We start from the raw sequence: 20,498 nt of genomic DNA, 5'->3' as shown, positions 1-20,498 counted from the left end.
TGTATTAATCAACGGGGAGCAGATCAGTTCCACTCGAGCCATCAGTTGACGCACGGTCTCTGTGGCCAGCACAAGGTCATGAAGCTCGGCAAGCTTCTCGCAGGCAAGCGTGGGACCAAAGTCAGTGTAGTGTTGCCGGGACGCCCGCGACGTTCTGATACAATTGATGCCGCGGCGTATTCACGATAACGACGCAGAACGCGCTGAACTTGACGCTCGGAAAGATCCAGATGAAAGGCCGCATCACGGCGACGCAGACGTTTTTCAATAACAGCCGGAATGACGGAAAGACGGTGAAGTTCTTTGTTCGACATGGTCACCAGCATCAGCAGAGATCTCCCAGAAAAGGTGGTAAACGCGCCGTATCTGGGTGACATTATGAACCAGCTAAAAAGTGACATTATCAAATTGGACTCTCATCTTAAGTGCGCATAATACATCTTATGTTAAATGAGGTGTCTGGCTGTGAACTGAGTCCGTTTCTTTTTTGCCTTACCTCCCTCACCTCCTCTTTTGCCATTCATTTACTCGTCCCAGACCACAGCGCTACATGAAAAACGGTCGATTAGCCTTGTGCTGTATGGCCAGTTATCATGTAGCGATTGTCAATCTTGACTCGAAACCTGTGCCTAACTGGCTCTGTCCAGTATCATCTGTGCCCCGTATTCCAGCGTCAGACGGCGCGCTTTGTGATAAACCGATTACCAGTATGGGTTATTTAGTGATGAGTGAATCACGCCCTTACTGGCTGACGTGTGAATAAACTGCTTATCCGTATCGTAGAAGCCCAAATGCATGCCACCACTAATGCGGAAAAACACAATGTCACCCCTCAGGGGTTGTTCAGTGGTAACGCGAATGCCCATGTGCAGCAAATCGGCTGTCGAGACGCTGCACATGGGTAAATTAAAACGGTCGTGCAAGTTGCGCTACACATAGCCCGAGCAGTCCACGCCGGACAACTGCGTGCGTCCATTGGTAAGGCGTGTCATGCCAGGTGTGCATCTGATCATGCTGCGCAGCGACGATGGGAAATCCTGATTCGGCGGCGGTGTTTAGCGGTGCCGGGTGCCTCCCGGTGAGCCAGAAAAGTCACAACCTGGCCCGCTTGCATGCACGCAGTGGCAAATACACTTTGAGACTTAGCCCCGCCGCATAGGGGGATTCACCGCTTTAAAGTAATCCTATAACTAAAAACTTAAACAAATGGACACAACGCAATTGTAAAATGGCTCTAGTTTTCATTATATTACGATTAGTTGATTTAGATCATTCATTGCATACGGTATAAAAAGCATAAGAACTCAAGTTTCATTAGACAGCGATATGCCAATGAATAAAAAATTATTAGGAGTCGATTTACAACATTGTCATGAAGTGAGCGTATAACCTATTTTTGATGATAAGATTTTGGGTGACACTACATACCTAATTAGTCATGACCAAGAATATTGCCTGAACAAAATTTTTATAAGATAAAATAAAATATTATTATTTTAGGTTCAGGGTTCAGTGAATTAATAATTGATAAATAAGGAGAAATTATCATACAGATCAGGTGTGAACTCTATTGAGCCCTCCCTGTCAGTCTGCCTTAACCCTTCATAAGGGCATGAAAAATATAAAAAGATTGCATTGTTATTTTACAATGCTTTCTAAGCAGGCATTCAAAACATTCCGTCAAAAAAACACTTATTATCAAAAACTTTATCACTAGCCTGTTTTCTTGACTGGTGCTGTGCCACACGAATGGGCTCTGCCGCATTAGTGACATTTAGTTGTCAAAAGTTGCGTTGTTATTTATTTAGATGGCCAGCAATAGAATTGCTCTGCGGGTGACAATTCCCCACTTTTCGGATGTTTATATTGCCCTTTTCGTATCATGTGGAGCATTTCGATACCAGCTATGATGGTCTGCGCCCGTCGAAACGATTTGAATCCCAGCATCGGGCGTATCCGGCGTTTGATATTGCGGTGGTCTTGCTCAATCAGTTTGTTCAGATACTTACTTTGCCTGATAGTAGTGGTTTCCTCATCGGGTCTGTCGGCGTTGAGCCTGGCTAACGCTGCGGTGTTAGCACCACTTTTATCGATACTGATCACCTCGGGTTCGCCTTGATGGCGAATAGCTTTGCGAAAGAAGCGCAATGCGACTGTAGCGTCCCGTTTGGCGGTCATAAGGAAGTCGATGGTATAACCTGCTGTATCGACCTCCCGATACAGACACTTCCATTGGCCGTTATTTTTGTTTTAGGTTTCATCCATGCGCCACCGCCGACCTATTGTGCGCTTGTGTCGGCGAAAAACCTTATCTAACAACGGCACCAGGCGGATAACCCAACGATGCAGAGTGGAGTGGTCAACGAGAATACCGCGCTCTGCCATCATCTCTACGAGGTTACGCAGACCCAGGGAGTAAGCCAGATACCAGCTGACACACTGAACAATCATATCGATGGAGTAATGCAGACGCTTGAAGGCGTTTCGGATCAGAGACACGACAGGTAACATCATGAAAAAAAAAATGTTACTCGACGCAATCTTAATGCGACAGAGCTCTATTGAAGATATCTGTTCTTTATAACGGGGATTCTGATGCTATACTTAATCGCCCACATCCTTATGGCCGTACAGGATATTATAGATATCCACAAACTTAACGACGGTGACATTTTTCCAGAAACACCAAGCAGCTCTATGGTCGCCCCGACTATTGCCGCACTGGCATAAATCTCCTTTGTGAAAATTATTGGGGATTTCCCAAGTAATACGTCCCTCATACATCCCCCGCCCACAGCACTAACACACCCCAGAATTACCGACAACTGAAAACTTCCTGTCATGTGCCATGTTTTGCTGGCACCGAAGGCTGCAAAGAAACCCAGCCCTACAGCGTCAAAAAACGTAACGGGCTTCGAAAACATAATCATTGCTTTCTGGATATAGGATACACACAGCACTGCCAGCAATATAGCCAGAAAATACTCACCGCTGATCAATCCACTTGGCGGCGCAGAGGACAGACACACATCCCTGAGCACGCCCCCTCCAATCGCAGTCACCGAGGAAATGAAGAAAACGCCGAAAAGATCAAAACCTTTTTTAACGCCGGCTATAGCTCCACTTAATGCGAAAATAAACGTTCCTAGAACATCAACAAAATGGAGCATCATTGACATGGTAAGATCCTGGTATCGCCAATACGATCGTTATGGCGATACTTCTATCAGAAATTATGATGTTAAATAGGTTTCAACAAGTGAAGCCCAGTATGCTGCACCAGTAGAAATGATTTCATCATTGAAGTCATACCCTGGATTATGCAAATTGCAGTAACCCGGTGCATCACCGCCGCCGATTAGCATATAGCAGCCATCAGGGTGAGCTTCCAGCATAAAGGCAAAGTCTTCACTGCCCATCGCAGGGGAAGCCAAATGAAGCTTATCCTTTCCAACCAGGTCAGAAGCGATTTTCATCGCGAATTCTGTTGCTTCACTCCCGTTTACTAGGACTGGACTGGAGTTTACTATTTCTACTTCCGCTTTGGCGCCAAAGGAGTCGGCTTGTGCCGTCGCAAGGTCCTGAATACGGCTAACCAAAAGTTCTCTCGTATCTTTATGAATCGAACGGACACTCAACTTCATCAGAGCAGAAGCGTTGACTACATTAGCAGCCTCTCCGGACTCAATACAACCGATGGTGATAACGGCAGCCTCAACGGGATCAACATTTCGAGAAACAATACTTTGCAGGGCCACCCCAATGTGACAGGCAACCAGTGTGGCATCAATACCTTTTTCAGGCATGGCGCCGTGTGCGCCAATACCAGTGATCTTAATATGAATGGTGTCAGAAGAGGCCATCAGAGATCCCGAACGACAATAAAAATGCCCGGTTTTCAAACCTGGCACATTATGGAGACCAAAAATCTTATCGCAGGGGAACAGCTTAAAGAGGCCATCATCGATCATTCGCCGTCCCCCGGATAATGTCTCTTCAGCTGGCTGGAAAATAACGTGCAGGACACCGTTAAAACGGCGGGTATGGGCTAAATACTTTGCAGCGCAAAGCAGCATTACAGTGTGGCCATCATGCCCACACCCATGGAATACACCGTGTTCAAGGCTACTCCACGGTTTGCCGCTTTGTTCCACAATAGGCAGGGCATCCATATCTGCACGTAGCCCGATAACCTTATCTCCTGTTCCGCTGCGCAGGGTACCGACTACGCCCGTTTTGGCAAGACCACAATGAACCGTATAACCCCATTCTTTAAGTTTTGTCGCAACCAGCTCACTGGTCGATTGCTCTTCGAATCCCAGTTCGGGATGCGAATGTATATTTCTTCTTAAGTCAACGAACTCACTTACATTCTCATCCAATGTTTCTATCAAACTCTTTACATACATTAAAAAATACCTCATTAATTAGATGATAATTAAATTAAACCTCACTCCAGTACAACTAAAACCTAACAAAAATTCAAAATATGAAATATTGAGATTTATTATTGATAGATTAATTTGATATGTCAAATACTCAATTTTAACCCCCAACAAAAAAATAAATAACTGAAAACTCATAAAAAAACGAAAAGATTGATTTCCATCAATAATTTTTAAGTAATCTGTGATTTGATTAGTAATAAGACTCAGAGGTAAATATACTATTCTCAGGCGTTGCTAATGCATCATTAAAAAAGATTAAAGGCAAGCATTAAATCGTTTATTTCGCTTTAAAATTGATTATATTTAAAGATAAATGACGATTTTAACACTTAAAAAAGAGGGCTTTAATTATGTGCACCAGCATTACATTTAAATCTTTAGACGGGGATTATTATTTGGGAAGAACGCAGGAATATCATATACTCTACAGGTATACGGGCATAAAAACACCAAGAAAATTTAAAGTGAGTAGTCGTCTCGGAGTTTGGGATGCAATGTATTCTGTGATGGGTATAGGCTTCATGGAAAATGACGGCGAAGCTATTGCTCATGCCGTAATTGATGGTATAAATGAGTTTAGTCTTTGTGGCGTTACACAATACTTTTCTGAATTCAATAAGTACTCGAGTGTTGAAAAAATAAATGAAGCAAAGAAAACCCCTATCCTGGCCGAACAGTTTCTTTTTTGGGTGCTATCAAACTGTAAGAATACTTATGAAGTAGAAGAAAAAATATTGAGCATTGCTATCGCAGACATAGATTCAACAGGAACGGAACATGGTTTACCTCAACACTTCATGTTCACAGATTTAAGTGGCCGCACGATTGTAGTAGAACCGACCAAAGAACTGGAGTTTGAAGTTTATGAAAATTCAATTGGTGTGATGACAAATAACCCTCCATTTCCTTGGCATGTCACTAACCTGAAAAATTATACAGGCCTTTCCATTTATAATTCAGATGACACTGAATTTGGTAATGTTAAATTGCTATCATCGGGTAAAGGTTCAGGGTTTATGGGTGTTCCCGGCGACTATACACCATCCTCACGTTTTGTGAGAACAGCATATTTACTTAAATATAGTGAAACCGTATCTTCTGAGAAATCCATTAACAAAGCCTTTCATGTTTTAGCAACGACTGATATTGTTAAAGGATGTATAGAGTTAAATTACAATAAAAAAAAAGCATTTCAGTATACACATTACACATCAGTCTATGATCTTAAAAATAGAGTATTATATGTAAAATTATATGAAAATATTGCAATTCAAAAAATTGAATTCAGTGATGACAATCATGAGGGTATCGCTTCCTATAAACTAAAAAAATCGCAACAATATGATAATGCAAACTAATTTATAAGATTTCACAAAAAACTGGCTCTGTCGCATTAGTGACATTAAGTTGTCAAAAGTTGCGTTGTTGATTATTTAGGTAGCCAGAAAATAGAATTGCTCCGCGGGTGACAATTCACCACTTTTGGAATGTTGATATTGCGCTTTTCGTATCATGTGGAACAGTTCGATACCAGCTAGGATGGTCTACGCCCGTCGAAACTACTTGAATCCCAGCATCCGGCGTTTGATATTGCAGTGGTGACCTTCACTCCGTTTATTTGTATGGATTGAATTTAACAATGTCCGCTGACCCGCTCCCGGTAAACTAGCATACCATGATGCAAGCAACGTCCGCTTCTGGCACACAGTGGAATCAGGAACAGGCTGTTGTTCGCTATGAGCGAAAAGCGGACGTTCGAAGCTATTCAACAGTAAATGAAGAATCTGCTAATGAAGCTGCATATTAATTTACAGATAGCAGACCACTTTTATGTTGCATAAGGAAAGCGTTGAAACGTTATTATGCAATAGTTTTGCTGAATCTAAAGACGATAGCTGATTATAAATGTTGGGGGCATTTAACTGCGTATTCGTAAACCGCCTTAAGGCGGTTTACGCTGTAATGTGATCAGTGTTTCGTGGCTGACAGGAAGAAAACCTTCTTTTTACTCTGAGTAATGTTATCGGGTGAATCATGATTACCTGTAAAGGTATTTAACATACTCACTGCAGCAAGTATTGCCTGACGCCTGTGGGCGTCTTCTTCAGCCTGTAGAAAATGTTGAAGGCGTGTTGCTAGTGATTCGTTGCTGACTGGTGCATCCTCCCTGATAAGTGACAGCAGGGCTTCGCCAGTGACAGTATGCGTAACTTTCTCGATATCTCTCAACATATTATTCTCCTTACTACCTGGCTGTAAAAGGTCCGCATTGCGGAAAATGATGCTGGTGCTTCATGGCTGTAGCCTGTTTTGTCTGTTTTTTGATTATAGCGACAGGTCCGGTTGAATATATAAAAAAAGAATTATCCTGAAATGTTTAAGGAGTGAGATTTACAGTTCTGCTGGCTGCTGACCTGCTCCCGATTGATCATTACAGACAGTTGTTAGCTACTTCAGCTCTTGGCTCTGAGCGGACTGACGGAATAACCGTTGTCCGCATCCAGCAAAAGACACACCGGGACTTTTGATACTTCCGGCGCTCATGATCCCTGCCCGGCAGCCTTAAATTCCTCAACAGACTTAAATGTATCGTCATAGCGCTGATGTGCTTCTGCGATGGCTGACCGGTTATTGTTTGCCCAGTTCACCAGCGCCATTACAGGCTCTGACAGTGACCGGCCCAGGTCAGTGAGTTCGTAATCAACACGTGGCGGGATGGTCGGATAGACAGTCCGGCTGATTAAGCCATCCCGCTCAAGACCTCTCAGGGTCAGCGTCAGCATCCGCTGGGAAATACCGTCAATGCTGCGCCTTAGCTGATTAAAGCGCTGCTTTCCATTTGCCAGAGACGCGATGATGTAGAGGCTCCACTTGTCGCCAATCCGGTTCAGTATTTCACGGGTGGCCTTGCAGCCTTCGGTTTCAGGAGCCGGCAGTGCTTCAGGAACCCCGGTGTGACTCAGTAACATAGTTGTGCCTTCTTGTTAAGCTCCGACAGGCATTCTAGTATCGATGGTACCGGTTAGTAACCAGGGATAAAAATGTGCCCTGATTATTAATTTTATACCCTAAACGGAGCCACTATGCGTAATATTCTGCTGATTACTTCCAGTCCACGTGGCTCTGAGAGCCTGTCTACCCGCTTTGCCACTCAAATTGCCCGTGGGCTGAAGGCTCAGCGAGGCGGTTCACTGACTGTTCGAGACCTTGTCGCCAGTCCGCCCCCGCATATCACACAGGACTACACTGAAGGCCGCACTGTGTCTCCGGACTCGCGCACACCTGCACAGAATACTGCCGTTAAACGAGCAAGGGAGCTGGTTGATGAATTATGCGCGGCCGACATCATAGTCATTGGTTCAGGAATGATGAATTTCGGCCCTTCTTCACAGCTCAAGGCCTGGATTGACAATATCACATGGCCGGGGCTCACCTTCAGCTATGCCATAGGAGCTCCCCAGGGCCTGCTTACAGGCAGGAAGCTGTATCTGGTCACCGCCGCAGGGGGTGTGTTTTCACAGGGGGATTATGCCGCTTTCGACTTCCAGACCAGCTATCTCCTGCACATACTTGGCTTTATCGGACTGACTGACGCTGAGCTTGTGCGGATAGAAGGTACCGTACTCGGCGCGGAATCTGCACAGGCCGCTGTCGCCAGTGCCGAAGCAGCTGTTGAGTCATTGTTAGCGGGCGCAGCGCAGAGTTATGGCTCTTTCCAGAACCATCCAGGCCTGTAACGGGCTGAATAAGGGAGAAGTCTTACATGCTGAAGATTGACCTCTATACCGACATCATATGTCCCTGGTGCATTGTCGGTCAGTACAGACTCGATAAGGTTCTTAAAGAACGCTTCCCGGGCCTTCAGGCTGATATTCACCATCACCCTGTTATGCTGATGCCCGGCATCCCCGCAGAGGGGGTATTAATCGCTGATTTACTTCTTGAGCGATACGGCGTGCATAACCCTGAAGCCGCGTTTTCCCGTGTTGAACGGGAGGCCCGCCTGTCAGGGCTGGAGCTCAACCTGAAAGGTCAGCCCCGGGCTTATCCCACGCAGGCAGCCCATGCGCTCATTATGGCCGCTCGCTCACGGGGCACGCAGCACCCGCTTGCGGTTGCAATTACAGAAGCCTATTTTCTGAAAGCCATGAACATTGCCAGTACCGTTGTGCTTGCAGACATTGCCACGTCATATGGTTTTGAGCGTTCTGAGGCGCTGGCTGTTGCTGAAGAGCCAGCCTGGCACGCCAGGGTTGACCAGGCGGTAGCAGAAGCGTTTTCAGCAGGCGTGCAGTCTGTTCCGCACTTCGTTTTCAACGCTCACGTCGCGTTCAGCGGAGGCCGCAGCGAAGACGAGATAACAGGGGCTGTCGAAAACGCCCTGCTTCGCTCTCGATAGAGCAAACGATTTGAGTGTCCGCTTCTGGCACAGAGCGGACACGGCATCAATATTACGCAGTTGCCTCTGCCTTGCTGGCAAGCCAAATCAGTGCGAGAGACTAACCGGTACAGCCTCCAGACGGTGCCAAACTGCCGGAAGCCAGTTTACTCAGGAGGTCACCATGGAGATAATAATTCACAATATCGCCATTTATTCTGCCCCCTAAAGATTGATAAAAACGGTTTGCTCCGGCGTTTGATTTCTCGGCATTCCAGCTAAGGCTACGACACTCATGCTCAAGAGCGAGTTTTGCCATAAAGCGCATTATGGATTCCCCAGTGCCTTTACCTCTCTCACTCCGTGAAACATACAGCTCTTTGATGTGTAACTCTCCACTGTACCGGGGCGAAGGATAGAGAATGCTGCAACACGCCAGCCCAACGATATTTTCATCGCGGCGAGCCCTGAGCACCAGAGTACCGGAGAGCTGACTGAAGAGTCGATTGCGGAGATAATTCTTCAACAGTGTTTTCTGAATGATGCCCTTACCATAGTAGTGCTCTTCCATCTCGGTAAAAATTTTCACCATGGATTCCCATTCATCTGGTGGACACATTTCTACCGTTACTTCCATGTTTACTCCCTATAAATGACAAAACGCCATAGCTGAGCCGGGGTTTAGCACAACTACAGTCCACAACCATTCCGCCGGTTTCTGAGTAAGTATCCCCGACACATCAGAAGCGTCGTTTCGATTGTGTCTGAAAGAGAACGATCCGGTCAATCCTGTGCTGGTCTGATGTTGGCACGTTCAATTAAACAATTTAGATATGTCTGCTATGAGCGAAAAGCGGACGTTAAAGATTCATATAGTAATGTCTTTATACGGAGAACATACTTTTATGAGAATTTCGCAAAGCAGGTTCAACGTTCTGAAGTGGCTACCGCATAACTTAAATAAGCAGCAATGCTTCAGAAATGCACAGTGTAGGGGGCTCTCGCGTATGCTGAGGGCCGTCAAAACAGCCATCAGCAGCCATAATTCTGCTAGTTGCCGCCAATGATAATTGTCAGCGACAACCAGCACATCTGAACGTTTTAATAATTGATAGAATGCATGATGCTAATCAGACTAATACCGTTTTGTAGCGTTCAGTCTGTGCTTCAATTTCTTCGTCGGTGATCGTCGCACTTCCGCCTGTAATGAAAGGCTTGATATAGTGCATCCCCAGATATCCGGAGATGGTTTCAAAGGACAGCAGGTATTCGCTTACCGTATGACCGGCTGCGCCATCAGGCTGATAGGCAGACTCAGCACCACCGAGCGAAACGGCCAGCATAAGTTGCTTGTCACGCAGTGCCTGTGTTTCGCCACCATGTGACCAGCCGTAGGTCAGTACGTCATCAAGCCACTGTTTGAGAAGCGGCGGCGTGCTGTACCACTGCATCGGGAACTGCAGCACAATACGGTCGGTATTTTCCAGAACAGCCTGTTCAGCAGCCACGTCAATTTTGCCATCCGGATACAGGTTATACAGATAACGCACTTCGACATCGGGCAGTGATGCTGCACTTTTTGCCAGCGCCGAGTTAACACGGGACAGATGAATGTTGGGATGGATAACAAATACAGTTGTTTTCATTTTTTTATCTCTTGTCTTTAAAAGAATGTGTCGTCAATTTCAAGCCGGGATAAAGCGTCATTGATGTCATGTAATTCAGCGTCACTGAGCTGAATATTTGCAGCATGAAAATTCTCTTCCAGCCGGTGTAATTTCGTTGTACCCGGAATCGGCACGATATAAGGCTTCTGAGCCAGTTCCCACGCGAGGACAACCTGTGCCGACGTTGCGTTGTTTCTTCCGGCAATGTCGGCGATGAGATTAAGAAGCGCCTGATTATTTTCCATTACCTCGGGTTTAAAGCGCCCCATCATGCCCCGGTAATCGCCTTCCCCGTAGGTTGTATCAGCTTTCACCTGACCACTCAGGAAACCATTACCCAGCGGGCTGTAAGCCATAAAGCCGATATCGAGTTCGTCGCAGACTGTAAACAGATCCTGCTCAGGCTTACGCCACATCATCGAATACTGATCTTCAACGGCGGTGACCGGGCACACTGCATGGGCCCGCCGGATATAAGACGCGGGCGCATTGGATAATCCCCAGTACTTTATTTTCCCTTCGGCGATTAACTCTTTCATCAATCCTGCGACCACTTCCGGCTCAACCGCAGGATCAACGCGATGCTGGTAAAACAAGTCAATGTAATCGGTTTTAAGACGGTCAAGAGAACCTTCCAGCTGCTTTCGGACAGACGCCGGGCTACTGTCCAGAACCGGTACCAGCTGACCATCGATATTTTCCATTCCGGTCACGCCAAACTTGGTCGCAATGATGACACTCTCCCTGTGTTTACTAAGAGCAGTACCCAGCAGTTCTTCGTTTTCAAATCCGTAAATAGGGGCCGTGTCGAAAAGGTTGCATCCCAGCTCAACAGCCTTGTCTATCAGCTTTATCCTTTCCTTGATTTCAACTGAATGACCATAGCCATGATCCATGCCCATGCACCCCAGCCCCATCTCTGAGACATGAAGCCCCTGGCTACCTAACCTTCTCAATTTCATGATTATTTCACCCTTATTTAAGACGCTGATGATTTTGAGTGGTTAAGTATACGGCTGGATTTATTGCCGAAAAATTGTTAATTTCGAAAGCCAGAATTGCTGAAAACACAATAATCATGAATAAACTTGATGCTCTGCGATTTTTTGTTGCCGCTGCGGAAACGATGAATTTTCGCGAAGCTGCGGTCAGGCTGGCCATTTCTCCCTCCGTGGTAACGCGAACCATTGCTGAGCTGGAAAATCAGCTCGGCGAACCACTGTTCAAGCGGAATACCCGATCGATTGTGCTGACCAGCTTTGGCGAACTTTTCCTGCCAAAGGCTGTGCGCCTTCTTGAAGACTCACAAGCGCTGTTTCAGACGGCCAGAGATGACAATGAGATGAAGGGGATTGTGAGGATCACACTGTTCCGTTTTCCCGGACACGAACAGGTGCTGTTTGAGCTTTTGACTGCGCTTCGACCCTATCCTGAGCTGTTTATAGACTGGCGGCTGGACATGATGAAGCTGAATTCGATACAGAACCGCATTGATATGGGGATCCGCATCGAACGCGAGCCAAATCCGAACTTTATTATCAGGCCCATCACGCTCGTTCATCACGCGCTGATGACATCGCCTGAACTCATTGAGAAGCTGGGGGCGCCGGAAAACTTCGAAGATCTGCGCCAGCGCTATCCTTTCAGTGGGTTGCTGAATCCTGAAACCGGCAAAGTATTCGAATATATGCTCGATGGCGTCGATACGTTTGTACCGCGCCATCTTGAGTTTTTTACCACCGACTCCCAGTCTGAGATTCAGGCTGCTTTAGCCGGGAAAGCCGTGATCCAGTCAAGTAATCTGGCCTGCAGGGAATACCTCGAAGACGGCAGGCTGGTGAATGTCCTGCCGGAACTGAAACTGGAAACCTGGCAGCTTTATCTTTACCGGCCCTATCAGACCCTTGTACCGCAGCGCATCAGGACCGTTTTTCGCATTCTGGAAGATATTTTACTCCGGCACTTCAGCTGAGTGCGTGCCCGGATGCGGCTGGCACCTTCAGACGGCGGCACCACTTACCCGGAGAGTTGAATGTCCGGGTACAACCCTTTCCCCGATAAGTCGCTGCTCCGGGATGCGCGCATCCGCCAGACACAGACTTTCGTCTACACCGGCCTAGAGGTATCAGTTAACGATTTCATCTATCCAGTCTGCAAATGCGCGAACGGCGGGTGACAGAAAACGCTGATGGGGGTAAAGCAATGTGACAGGAACAGACGACGGCTGCCATTCGGCCAGGACTTCAACCAGCGTTCCTTTCTGCAGGTGTTCTGCGACCACGTTCTCAGCAAGCTGCGCCAGTCCGAACCCTTCAAGGCACATTTTTATATAGAGTCCCGTCTCGTTGACGGCGGCCTGCCCGCTAACGGAGACAGACAGCGTTTCCGTTCCCTGCACAAAACATAGTTCGTCCGTGCGCCGGCTTTGGCCGGAAAAATAGTGAATGGCCCGGTGATGAGATAACTCTTCAGGTGACTGCGGAATACCATACGCCCTGAGATAGCCGGGAGAGGCACAGGTGATCCAGCGAAACTGCCCGAGCGGGCGGGCAACCAGCGTTGAGCTAAGCAACTCTCCGGTTCTGATTACACAATCCACCCCCTCCTGAACCAGATCGACCTGACGATCGCTGACACCAATCATCAGGTAAATATCAGGATACCGGCTGTAGAACGTTTTCAGATTGGGCATAACGATGAAATGAGCTATACCGCCAGGCATATCAACGCGTAAACGGCCCCGGGGGCGCCTGTTCGAATCAGCCAGACTGGCTTCAGTATGTTCAATTAAGGCCAGAATTTCCCGGCACTGCGCCAGATACTGCAGACCTTCGGGAGTCAGACTGACCCGTCTCGTGGTCCGGTTTAGCAGACGCACCTGCAGATATTTCTCCAGATTTTTGATGGTGCTGGTAACCGTCGAGGCAGGCAGGGAGAGTGTTTCCGCTGCCCGCACAAAGCTTCCGGCCTCAGCCACCCTTAAAAAAATCTGCATAGCCTGAATGCGATCCATCTGGCTGCTCTCCTGGATATCCTGTGAGGGTGATAAGTATCATTATTCGTTAATTATGAATTATGAAAACGCGTTAGTCATCTTTTTCACCTTAATCGGAGGGCGTATCGTTTTCCTGTTCACACATAAAGAGACGATGACAATGACAGATTACAACAGAGATATTGTTAATAATCAGCACGAAAACCCGCCGGTAACGCTGATTCGCGGGGCCACCATACTGAGTATGGACGACAATGTAGGAAACCTTGAGCGTGGCGATATTCTTGTCACTGGATCAACGATTACCGCCGTGGGACAGAACCTTGATGCGCCGGGTACTCACGTCATTGATGCCACAAATATGATCGCCATGCCGGGGATGGTCGACTCTCACCGTCACGCCTGGGAAGGTCAGCTGCGACGTATCAACCCCAACGCCACCTGTCTGGACGACTACAGCAACGCCACGCACTTTTCGTTCGCTAAATATTACCGTCCGGAAGATATCTATGTGGGTAACCTGCTGACGGCGCTGGGCGCGATTGACGCGGGCATCACCACAATGATTGATAACTCGCACAACAGCCGGACCGCAGCACATTCCGATGCCGCCGTTGAGGCCCTGCTTGATGCCGGTATTCGCGCGATCCATGCTTCCGGCGTACCGGTGGCCGGTGAATGGGATAAGGCGCACTGGCCTGGCAACTGGCAGCGCCTGCAGGAAAAATATTTCACGGACAATCCTGAGAGTCTTGTGACGCTGGGCGTCATGGCTCAGCTGGAGCCAGAATTATGGGCCGAAGCGCGCAGGCTGGGGTTGCCGATCGTGACCGAATTCTTTGGTGCTGAGATGGCCTCCGAGCTTGAATCGCTGCATCGGCAGGGTCTGCTTGGCCCGGATAATATATTCAACCACTGCACGGCACTGCCTGATGAAGGCTGGGAAATCCTGCGAGAAGCCGGTGTCCGGGTGAACGTATGCCCGCGCTCAGATTCGCATTACGGCATCGAAAGCGGGATGTTCGCTATTGAAGCCGCGCAACGTCATGGTATCCATCCTGGCCTGAGTGTTGACAATGAAACGTCTTACAGCACCGACATGTTTATGGAAATGCGCGTGGCGTTCTATCTGCAGCGTGTGATGGGTATGCACAAGCAGCACTGTTGTGATTCAGCGCATTCGCTGACGACGCTTCCGGCTGCGCAGCTGCTTAAATCGGCCACCGTCGATGGTGCTTACTGTGCAGGAATGCAGGACAAAGTGGGCAGCCTGACGCCAGGCAAGCAGGCTGATCTGGTGCTGATTAACGCGGCTGATATCAACCTCTATCCCAACGGAAATGCGTTTGGTACCGTGGTACATGCAACCGAGCGCAGTAACATCGACACCGTGATGATCGGCGGGCGCATCGTCAAGCAGAACGGCAAAGTGCTGGGTGTGGACAGTGAGCGCCTCCGCGCAGCCATTGATGAATCACGCGAGCACCTTTTTGCGGCGGCAGGGTATGAGCCAGACATCTTTGCGGAAAAATTCCTGCCGCTGGTTCAGGCTAACTGACAGAGACGAACAGCATGAGCGCGATTTATTACGTGATAGCTTTTGCAGCAGGTCTGGGGATTACCCTGCAGACGACCCTGAACAGTCAGCTTGCAAAAGGACTCGGAGGCGACTCTGTCACCGCCGCGTTGTTTTCCTTTACGGCCGGGGCGTTCAGCCTCGGGATTTACTCGCTGCTGCGTGGAGGGTTATTCACCTCCCTTTCAGCCATTCCTTCTCAGCCTGTCTGGAGTCTGGCGGGCGGACTGATCGGTGCCTGCGCGCTGTTCAGCTACGTGGTACTTGCACCGAAAATCGGTTTTTCAGCTCTGCTCGGACTGGCAATTGTCGGGCAGTTGCTCTCATCTCAGATGATCGACCATTTTGGTCTGCTGGGCGCGATCAAGCGCCCGGTTTCTTTAATTAAGTTGGCTGGAATGCTTGTCATGCTGGCCGGTCTCGCCGTCATGCTTTTCGGCGATCGACTTTCCGCACGTTTTCTGCAGTAACGGCTTTCCCCCGTTTGCTACCACGCAGGCGGGGATAAGTCTGGTCTGGCGCAAAGTACGACCTTTATTTATCGAGAGGATTCACATGTTTTCAATCGCAGCTGATATAAGGAATACGCTGGGGGAGTGTCCCCTGTGGTGTGAAAGGACCCGCAGGCTTTACTGGACTGACATTGAAGCCTGTGAACTGCTCGCATTAGAAGAAGGTAACGACGCTGTCATGCGCTGGTCGCTGCCTGAACGCCTTGGTTCCTTTGCTCTGACTGACCGAAGTCATATTCTGCTGATGGGGCTTGCATCCAGGCTGGCTTTGTATGATCTCAACACCGGTTTTCTTACCACGCTGGCCGCCTCACCGGGAGGCACGGGTACCCGCATTGGGGATGGCAGATGTGACCGTAGCGGTAATTTTGTCTTTGGAACAATGGATGACGGTTTTCCCGTGAACGTTATCGGTAAGTTTCACCGGCTTAATGCGGCAACGCTGACAGTTGAGACGCTTGCACTGCCCGATGTCGCCATTCCAAACAGCATCTGTTTCAGCCCCGATGGCGGCACCCTCTATTACTGTGACTCGATGCAGGGTCGGATAATGTGCTGCGATTACCCCTCGCTGCAAAACCAGCGCGTATTCACCAAAGTCGAAGGCGCGCCTGATGGTTCCTGCGTGGATGCCAGGGGCTATTTGTGGAATGCTGAATGGGGAGGGAGTCGTGTGGTCCGCTACCGGCCGGATGGAACCAGAGACGCAGTTCTGTCGTCGCCGGGAATGCAGAGCACCTGCCCGGTACTGGCAGGTGAGAACTTCAGCCGCCTCTGTTGCACTACAGCGTCTGTAGGGCTCACTACGCTGTCTGAATATGACGGTAAATTACTGAAAGCTGAATCTGATGTCAGTCCCGGATTATCTGAAAGCCGCTTTGCGACACATAGAATTTAACGGATTAAATTTGGACAGCATCATATCTGCTTCAGGTCGTAAGGTGACGCTTGCTTTTGGCACAACGCGACTATACGCAAGTAGACGTCTGCCATGAGCGCGATGTAAACAACAGATTATGAAATTGTTCTCAGGCGGCGGGAGTCATAATGCCGGTTAACGCTTCGGCTGTCTGCCACAGGCGCGTCGGGTCGGATTTCATTACGGTTTTGGGTTGTTTTGCGACATGGGGAGCTCCAAAAAGCAGAAAGCGCGGGCCGTAAAATTCTCCCTGCGTCGCCGAAGGGTCAACAGCTGCTCTCAGGAGCGATTCTGTTGCCCACTCTACACGCACTGAAGGCACGAGATAATACATCAGTTTTTTTCGGGTCGATGCCGTTCCCAGATTCGGGCCACTTGTCTGCAGATTAGTGCGCGTATGGCCCGGATGCGCACTCGTACTGAGTAACGGCCAGTGACGTGTTTTTGCGATATGGCCAAGTTGATTCGCAAACAACAAACAGGCCAGTTTGGACTGTGCATACGCCGCAATCGGTTTTTAAGACCGTTCACAATGCAGGTCATCAAACCGAATGTTTCCCATCATTGCAGCGCTGCTGGTCATGGTTGTGACGCGGGGATTTTTTGCTTCCAGTAAAAGCGGTAGCAGAAGATTCGTCAGCGCGAAGTGGCCGAGAAAATTTGTCGCAAACTGCAGTTCAAAGCCGTCTGCGGTGAGCTCACGGCGTGGTGGTGCCATGATCCCCGCATTGTTCACGAGCAGATCCACCGGGCGTCCCTCTCTAAGCAGCTGATGGCTGAACATACGCACGCTTTCAAGGCTGGAGAGATCAACGATACGAACGTCAAGCGAAGCCCCGGAAACGGCCTGACAAATTTCCCGGCACGCCTCTTCCCCTTTCGCCTCATTTCGTACGGCCATGATAATATCGGCTCCCCGCTGCCGCCAGCCTCTTTGCTGCTTCCTTACCCGTGCCGCTGTTGGCTCCGGTGATAATGACCCTGCGGCCCCGTTGCTGGCTGATTTCATACATCTGAGTTGCTCCTGTAGTGCATTGTGACAGGGCTGGCGCTGCTTTCACGCTATCCTGACCCAGCTTAACCGATAGGGCAGGCCAGTACGCCTGCAATCGGTGCCAGAGTTAATGCAATCAGCGCCATTTCGACGCCCGCCTTCCGTTTTCCATTGCTTACGGGTCAAAGCTTATTTCCGGGGAAGACTCTGATGAGCGCGCCCGACCGTTTGTCCACTCCAGTCGTGAGATGCGCGGTAAAAAGAACTGGGGTCTGAAAAACCGAGCAGAAATGCGATTTCTCCACCTGACATTGAAGTGGTGTTGAGGTAATGGCGTGCCAGACGCTCGCGCGTGGAGTTAACCAGTCCGCGAAAATTGACACCTTCTTCTGCAAGACGGCGCTGGAGCGAGCGCTGACTCAGTCCGAGGCGGGTTGCCGCATTCTTTATCGTGGCCGTATTACCCGGTAGCAGCTCCAGCAGGACGGCCCGGACCCGTTCTGCCGATGCGGCGGTTGCTTCAAGTTCACTCAGTCTCTGACGGATATCAGGCTCAAATACGCGCCACATACCTTCACTGGCGGTAAGAAATAGCCTTAATGCATCCCCGGCGGTAAACGTAATGGAAGGCACGCTTCCTTTCATGATGCTGGTACCGAAGAATTTCTCATAGCGTCGGGCATGGGGTTCGGGAAGACTGTCTGGCAGTACCACACGACAAGCGCGGACAGGCTCGCGGGTTGCGAGACGGGCAAACCACAAAAAAGACGATTTCCGCGATTTGTAGCGACAGCGGAGCCTCGGCCTGAAGCGTCAGCCAGCGTGGAGAAACTGTCAGTTCACCCTCTGGTCCCACATCCAGCATCAGCTCCATAGGGCAGACAAGCTTTTTGTACGTGGCGAGGTGCTTTGCAGCCTGAATAAGGTTTGGACTGCAAAGGGCGGCAAAAAGTGGTGGGCTGAAAGATTCGGTCGTCAGGGTTTCCATGACTCGCAGGGGAAACATCGCGTCACCAGACTCAGTTTCCAGCGCGTGTCAGAAGCGGAAATAGTCCTGTGTTGAAAGGGGCTGTTTTCCTCCCGAGAGTAAGTCTTCCGGGAGCGCGGCGCGGCGTAAAACCTGCGCAGGTGTCAGGCCCAGGTCTTTCAGTAAAGCCTGCCAGCCCACATCCACCGGAAAGGTTGCGCTCTGAACCATCTAGTCTCCCTCGTCACGTTCTGGGGCGAGTGACCAGGCTCTTCAATAAGGTGGCTGCAAAGACTGACAGACACCTGACGACCTAATCGCACACCAAGTTTTTTAATTTCATTAAGGCACGTCTCCGGAACGTATACTCCAGTAATAACTTTTGCGACTACTTTTTCACTTTCTCAGGTTTGATGCATTGTACGACAAGCCCCCGTTTTATCCCGAGGCGCCCGATCCCGGCCATGTCTGAAAGTGTCAATGTCCGCTTCTGGCATAAAGCGGACGCTAACATTTCTTCCTTTTTCCGCTATGAGCGAAAAACGGACATTTCCCGTAACTTATCGAGCATCAGCGCTAACCGCAGGTGACTGCCAGCCGCCGCCCAGTGCCCGAAAAGCAGCGACAGCTGCGCGCGCGCTCTCGATCTGAGCTTGTGCTCTGGCGTCTGAAGCCTGCAGAAGATTTTGATCATCATGTAAGACATCGATCAGGCTTGCGGTACCCTGTTTCCATGCGATAAAAGAAGACTGGCGCGCCCCGGACAGTGCGGTTACTCCTCTGGTCAGCGTTACGGTCTGCATTTCACTGTTAATCAGTAACGAGAACGCATTTTCAACGTCCTCACTGGCACGCAGTACTGTCAACCGATAAGCCGCAAGAGCCTCGGCTTCCTGGCCTTTAGCCTGAGCTATCTGTGCATTAATTCGCCCGAAATCGAAGAGCCGCCAGCGCAGACCCAGTACGCCGGCAGCCTGGCTGGCCCCGCCTGAGAAAAGATTCCCTCCGGATACCGACGTTGCGCTGCCAAGTAAGGCACCGAGGGAAAACTTCGGATAATACTCGCTTACAGCGACACCGATACGCGCATTTGAGGCCGCGAGATTACGCTCTGCCACAATAATGTCCGGTCTGCGACGTAACAGATCAGCCGGCGTTCCTGTAGAGGTTATCTGCGGGGCCTGCGGGATGACTCCCGGCAACGCTAACTGCTTACGGTGAGTACCCGGAGGAGTACCAAGCATAACGTCCAATGCATTCATTGCGACATCAAGCCCTGTGCGGAGAACCGGCACGGTTGCCTGTACCTGCGCCAGGGCACCTTCGGTCTGTTGAACCTGATACCTGGGGGCAAGTCCTTTTGTCTGAAGGAGTTTGACCTTTTCCAGCAGCGCCTGCTGCGTCCGGACCTGTTTTTCAGCGATGTCCAGCCGGGTCTGTAACCCGCGCAGGGTGATATAAAGATCAGCAGTCCGGGCGGCAACAGCAAGGCGGGTGGCAATCACCCCCGCTTCAGAAGCCTGATAATCAGCCAGAGCAGCCTCGCGACCGCGACGCAGTCCACCAAAAAGATCAATTTCCCAGCCTGCGTTAAGATCGGTTTCATAGCTGCTGCCGTAACGATTAAAATCCGGTGTTGAGCTTAGAACCTGACCCAGCGGGGTTTCGGTTGACTGATATGTCCGGCCCGCCTGCCCACTGACGTTTGCTGATGGCAACAGTGCGGCTGTGGCCGTGCTTAGTCCGGCATCTGATTGTGCCATCCGGGCGGTTGCCTGTGCGAGGTCCAGATTCTGCGCCAGCGCATCTGCAATAAGACTGCTTAGCACAGGGTCATTAAATCCTTCCCACCACCGCGCAAAGCTGGCAGGCCGGGAAGCGTTTCTCTTCAGTACAGCAGACTCAGTAATATAATGTTCAGCAAGCGGTACATCCGGCCTGTGATAATCCGGTCCGACTGCGCAACCGGTCAGTAAACCGGCGCTCAGCATCAGTACGAAGGGATGTAAAGGGAACATAAATATTCCTTGAGACACTCTTAA

General features: G+C 49.6%; 17 protein-coding genes and 5 pseudogenes. 7 read left to right on the top strand and 15 right to left on the bottom strand.

Features of this window, described 5'->3' with window-relative positions:
- From EL29_RS21290 to EL29_RS21270, 5 genes and pseudogenes are all read right to left on the bottom strand, one after another.
- Positions 1–314, bottom strand: a pseudogene (locus tag EL29_RS21290) (helix-turn-helix domain-containing protein); the annotation flags it as partial.
- Between the two features lie 315 nt (positions 315–629).
- A pseudogene (locus EL29_RS23370) lies at positions 630–1,032 on the bottom strand (C40 family peptidase); the annotation flags it as partial.
- 768 nt (positions 1,033–1,800) lie between these two features.
- Positions 1,801–2,499: pseudogene (locus EL29_RS21280) on the bottom strand (IS6 family transposase).
- A 59-nt stretch (positions 2,500–2,558) separates the two neighbouring features.
- Entirely contained in the window at positions 2,559–3,179 is a 621-nt protein-coding gene (locus tag EL29_RS21275) for a trimeric intracellular cation channel family protein (protein WP_028715704.1), read from the bottom strand.
- Positions 3,180–3,233: 54 nt separating this feature from the next.
- The gene (locus EL29_RS21270) at positions 3,234–4,409 is read right to left on the bottom strand and encodes a M20 aminoacylase family protein (RefSeq protein ID WP_028715703.1); all 1,176 of its coding nucleotides are present in this window, start codon (positions 4,407–4,409) and stop codon (positions 3,234–3,236) included.
- Between the two features lie 389 nt (positions 4,410–4,798).
- On the opposite strand from EL29_RS21270, the gene EL29_RS21265 reads away from it, so the two are divergent.
- Positions 4,799–5,806, top strand: coding sequence for a choloylglycine hydrolase family protein (locus EL29_RS21265; protein ID WP_050442548.1), 1,008 nt, complete (start codon positions 4,799–4,801; stop codon positions 5,804–5,806).
- Positions 5,807–5,881: 75 nt separating this feature from the next.
- Here EL29_RS21265 and EL29_RS21260 read toward each other — a convergent pair.
- The 3 genes and pseudogenes from EL29_RS21260 to EL29_RS21250 form a co-directional block, all read right to left on the bottom strand.
- Positions 5,882–6,049: pseudogene (locus EL29_RS21260) on the bottom strand (IS6 family transposase); the annotation flags it as partial.
- A 367-nt stretch (positions 6,050–6,416) separates the two neighbouring features.
- Positions 6,417–6,680 (bottom strand): hypothetical protein, encoded by a 264-nt coding sequence (locus EL29_RS21255; protein ID WP_029571488.1) that lies wholly within the window; start codon positions 6,678–6,680, stop codon positions 6,417–6,419.
- Between the two features lie 308 nt (positions 6,681–6,988).
- Positions 6,989–7,417, bottom strand: coding sequence for a winged helix-turn-helix transcriptional regulator (locus EL29_RS21250; RefSeq protein WP_050442547.1), 429 nt, complete (start codon positions 7,415–7,417; stop codon positions 6,989–6,991).
- A 114-nt stretch (positions 7,418–7,531) separates the two neighbouring features.
- On the opposite strand from EL29_RS21250, the gene EL29_RS21245 reads away from it, so the two are divergent.
- Both EL29_RS21245 and EL29_RS21240 read left to right on the top strand, forming a co-directional pair.
- Positions 7,532–8,185 carry an FMN-dependent NADH-azoreductase gene (locus EL29_RS21245; protein ID WP_050442546.1) on the top strand — a complete coding sequence of 218 codons (654 nt, stop codon included), beginning with the start codon at positions 7,532–7,534 and terminating at the stop codon, positions 8,183–8,185.
- A 26-nt stretch (positions 8,186–8,211) separates the two neighbouring features.
- On the top strand, positions 8,212–8,847 hold the full coding sequence (locus tag EL29_RS21240) for a DsbA family oxidoreductase (RefSeq protein ID WP_028715702.1): 636 nt from the start codon (positions 8,212–8,214) through the stop codon (positions 8,845–8,847).
- Positions 8,848–8,947: 100 nt separating this feature from the next.
- Here EL29_RS21240 and EL29_RS21235 read toward each other — a convergent pair whose 3' ends face one another.
- The 3 genes from EL29_RS21235 to EL29_RS21225 all read right to left on the bottom strand — a co-directional run bounded on the left by EL29_RS21235 (position 8,948) and on the right by EL29_RS21225 (position 11,455).
- On the bottom strand, positions 8,948–9,352 hold the full coding sequence (locus EL29_RS21235) for a GNAT family N-acetyltransferase (protein ID WP_028715701.1): 405 nt from the start codon (positions 9,350–9,352) through the stop codon (positions 8,948–8,950).
- A gap of 604 nt (positions 9,353–9,956) precedes the next feature.
- Complete coding sequence (locus tag EL29_RS21230; protein WP_028715700.1) at positions 9,957–10,472, bottom strand: NAD(P)H-dependent oxidoreductase; 516 nt, start codon at positions 10,470–10,472, stop codon at positions 9,957–9,959.
- Between the two features lie 17 nt (positions 10,473–10,489).
- Positions 10,490–11,455, bottom strand: coding sequence for an aldo/keto reductase (locus EL29_RS21225; protein WP_028715699.1), 966 nt, complete (start codon positions 11,453–11,455; stop codon positions 10,490–10,492).
- 116 nt (positions 11,456–11,571) lie between these two features.
- Here EL29_RS21225 and EL29_RS21220 point away from each other — a divergent pair, with 116 nt between their 5' ends.
- Entirely contained in the window at positions 11,572–12,465 is an 894-nt protein-coding gene (locus EL29_RS21220) for a LysR family transcriptional regulator (protein WP_028715698.1), read from the top strand.
- A gap of 153 nt (positions 12,466–12,618) precedes the next feature.
- Here the strand turns inward: EL29_RS21220 and EL29_RS21215 are convergent, their stop codons facing one another.
- Entirely contained in the window at positions 12,619–13,506 is an 888-nt protein-coding gene (locus EL29_RS21215) for a LysR family transcriptional regulator (protein ID WP_028715697.1), read from the bottom strand.
- A gap of 142 nt (positions 13,507–13,648) precedes the next feature.
- Between EL29_RS21215 and EL29_RS21210 the strand changes: the two genes are divergently transcribed.
- The 3 genes from EL29_RS21210 to EL29_RS21200 all read left to right on the top strand — a co-directional run bounded on the left by EL29_RS21210 (position 13,649) and on the right by EL29_RS21200 (position 16,474).
- Positions 13,649–15,046 (top strand): amidohydrolase family protein, encoded by a 1,398-nt coding sequence (locus EL29_RS21210; protein WP_028715696.1) that lies wholly within the window; start codon positions 13,649–13,651, stop codon positions 15,044–15,046.
- Positions 15,047–15,060: 14 nt separating this feature from the next.
- Positions 15,061–15,534: a DMT family transporter gene (locus EL29_RS21205; protein ID WP_028715695.1), complete on the top strand. Its 474-nt coding sequence runs from the start codon at positions 15,061–15,063 to the stop codon at positions 15,532–15,534.
- Between the two features lie 85 nt (positions 15,535–15,619).
- Positions 15,620–16,474: an SMP-30/gluconolactonase/LRE family protein gene (locus tag EL29_RS21200; protein WP_028715694.1), complete on the top strand. Its 855-nt coding sequence runs from the start codon at positions 15,620–15,622 to the stop codon at positions 16,472–16,474.
- 538 nt (positions 16,475–17,012) lie between these two features.
- On the opposite strand, the gene EL29_RS23005 is transcribed toward EL29_RS21200, so the two are convergent.
- The 3 genes and pseudogenes from EL29_RS23005 to EL29_RS21185 all read right to left on the bottom strand — a co-directional run bounded on the left by EL29_RS23005 (position 17,013) and on the right by EL29_RS21185 (position 20,474).
- Entirely contained in the window at positions 17,013–17,504 is a 492-nt protein-coding gene (locus EL29_RS23005) for an SDR family NAD(P)-dependent oxidoreductase (RefSeq protein WP_275100921.1), read from the bottom strand.
- Positions 17,505–17,678: 174 nt separating this feature from the next.
- Positions 17,679–18,687, bottom strand: a pseudogene (locus tag EL29_RS21190) (helix-turn-helix domain-containing protein).
- 329 nt (positions 18,688–19,016) lie between these two features.
- The gene (locus EL29_RS21185; RefSeq protein WP_028715693.1) at positions 19,017–20,474 is read right to left on the bottom strand and encodes an efflux transporter outer membrane subunit; all 1,458 of its coding nucleotides are present in this window, start codon (positions 20,472–20,474) and stop codon (positions 19,017–19,019) included.
- Positions 20,475–20,498: the final 24 nt, after the last annotated feature.

The sequence above is a fragment of the Pantoea ananatis LMG 2665 genome (genome assembly GCF_000710035.2).
In the GTDB taxonomy this organism is placed as follows: Bacteria; Pseudomonadota; Gammaproteobacteria; order Enterobacterales; family Enterobacteriaceae; genus Pantoea; species Pantoea ananatis.
Note: the sequence above shows the minus strand (reverse complement) of the source record. Positions and strands in the feature narration are given on the sequence as shown.

Excerpts from the sequence above, each read along its gene's own strand:
- EL29_RS21210 (WP_028715696.1), top strand. The coding sequence starts at position 13,649 with ATGACAGATTACAACAGAGATATTGTTAATAATCAGCACGAAAACCCG.
- EL29_RS21245 (WP_050442546.1), top strand. The coding sequence starts at position 7,532 with ATGCGTAATATTCTGCTGATTACTTCCAGTCCACGTGGCTCTGAGAGC.
- EL29_RS21240 (WP_028715702.1), top strand. The coding sequence starts at position 8,212 with ATGCTGAAGATTGACCTCTATACCGACATCATATGTCCCTGGTGCATT.
- EL29_RS21230 (WP_028715700.1), bottom strand. The coding sequence starts at position 10,472 with ATGAAAACAACTGTATTTGTTATCCATCCCAACATTCATCTGTCCCGT.
- EL29_RS21275 (WP_028715704.1), bottom strand. The coding sequence starts at position 3,179 with ATGTCAATGATGCTCCATTTTGTTGATGTTCTAGGAACGTTTATTTTC.
- EL29_RS21200 (WP_028715694.1), top strand. The coding sequence starts at position 15,620 with ATGTTTTCAATCGCAGCTGATATAAGGAATACGCTGGGGGAGTGTCCC.
- EL29_RS21255 (WP_029571488.1), bottom strand. The coding sequence starts at position 6,680 with ATGTTGAGAGATATCGAGAAAGTTACGCATACTGTCACTGGCGAAGCC.
- EL29_RS21250 (WP_050442547.1), bottom strand. The coding sequence starts at position 7,417 with ATGTTACTGAGTCACACCGGGGTTCCTGAAGCACTGCCGGCTCCTGAA.
- EL29_RS21185 (WP_028715693.1), bottom strand. The coding sequence starts at position 20,474 with ATGTTCCCTTTACATCCCTTCGTACTGATGCTGAGCGCCGGTTTACTG.
- EL29_RS21265 (WP_050442548.1), top strand. The coding sequence starts at position 4,799 with ATGTGCACCAGCATTACATTTAAATCTTTAGACGGGGATTATTATTTG.
- EL29_RS21205 (WP_028715695.1), top strand. The coding sequence starts at position 15,061 with ATGAGCGCGATTTATTACGTGATAGCTTTTGCAGCAGGTCTGGGGATT.
- EL29_RS21215 (WP_028715697.1), bottom strand. The coding sequence starts at position 13,506 with ATGGATCGCATTCAGGCTATGCAGATTTTTTTAAGGGTGGCTGAGGCC.
- EL29_RS23005 (WP_275100921.1), bottom strand. The coding sequence starts at position 17,504 with ATGAAATCAGCCAGCAACGGGGCCGCAGGGTCATTATCACCGGAGCCA.
- EL29_RS21270 (WP_028715703.1), bottom strand. The coding sequence starts at position 4,409 with ATGTATGTAAAGAGTTTGATAGAAACATTGGATGAGAATGTAAGTGAG.
- EL29_RS21225 (WP_028715699.1), bottom strand. The coding sequence starts at position 11,455 with ATGAAATTGAGAAGGTTAGGTAGCCAGGGGCTTCATGTCTCAGAGATG.
- EL29_RS21220 (WP_028715698.1), top strand. The coding sequence starts at position 11,572 with ATGAATAAACTTGATGCTCTGCGATTTTTTGTTGCCGCTGCGGAAACG.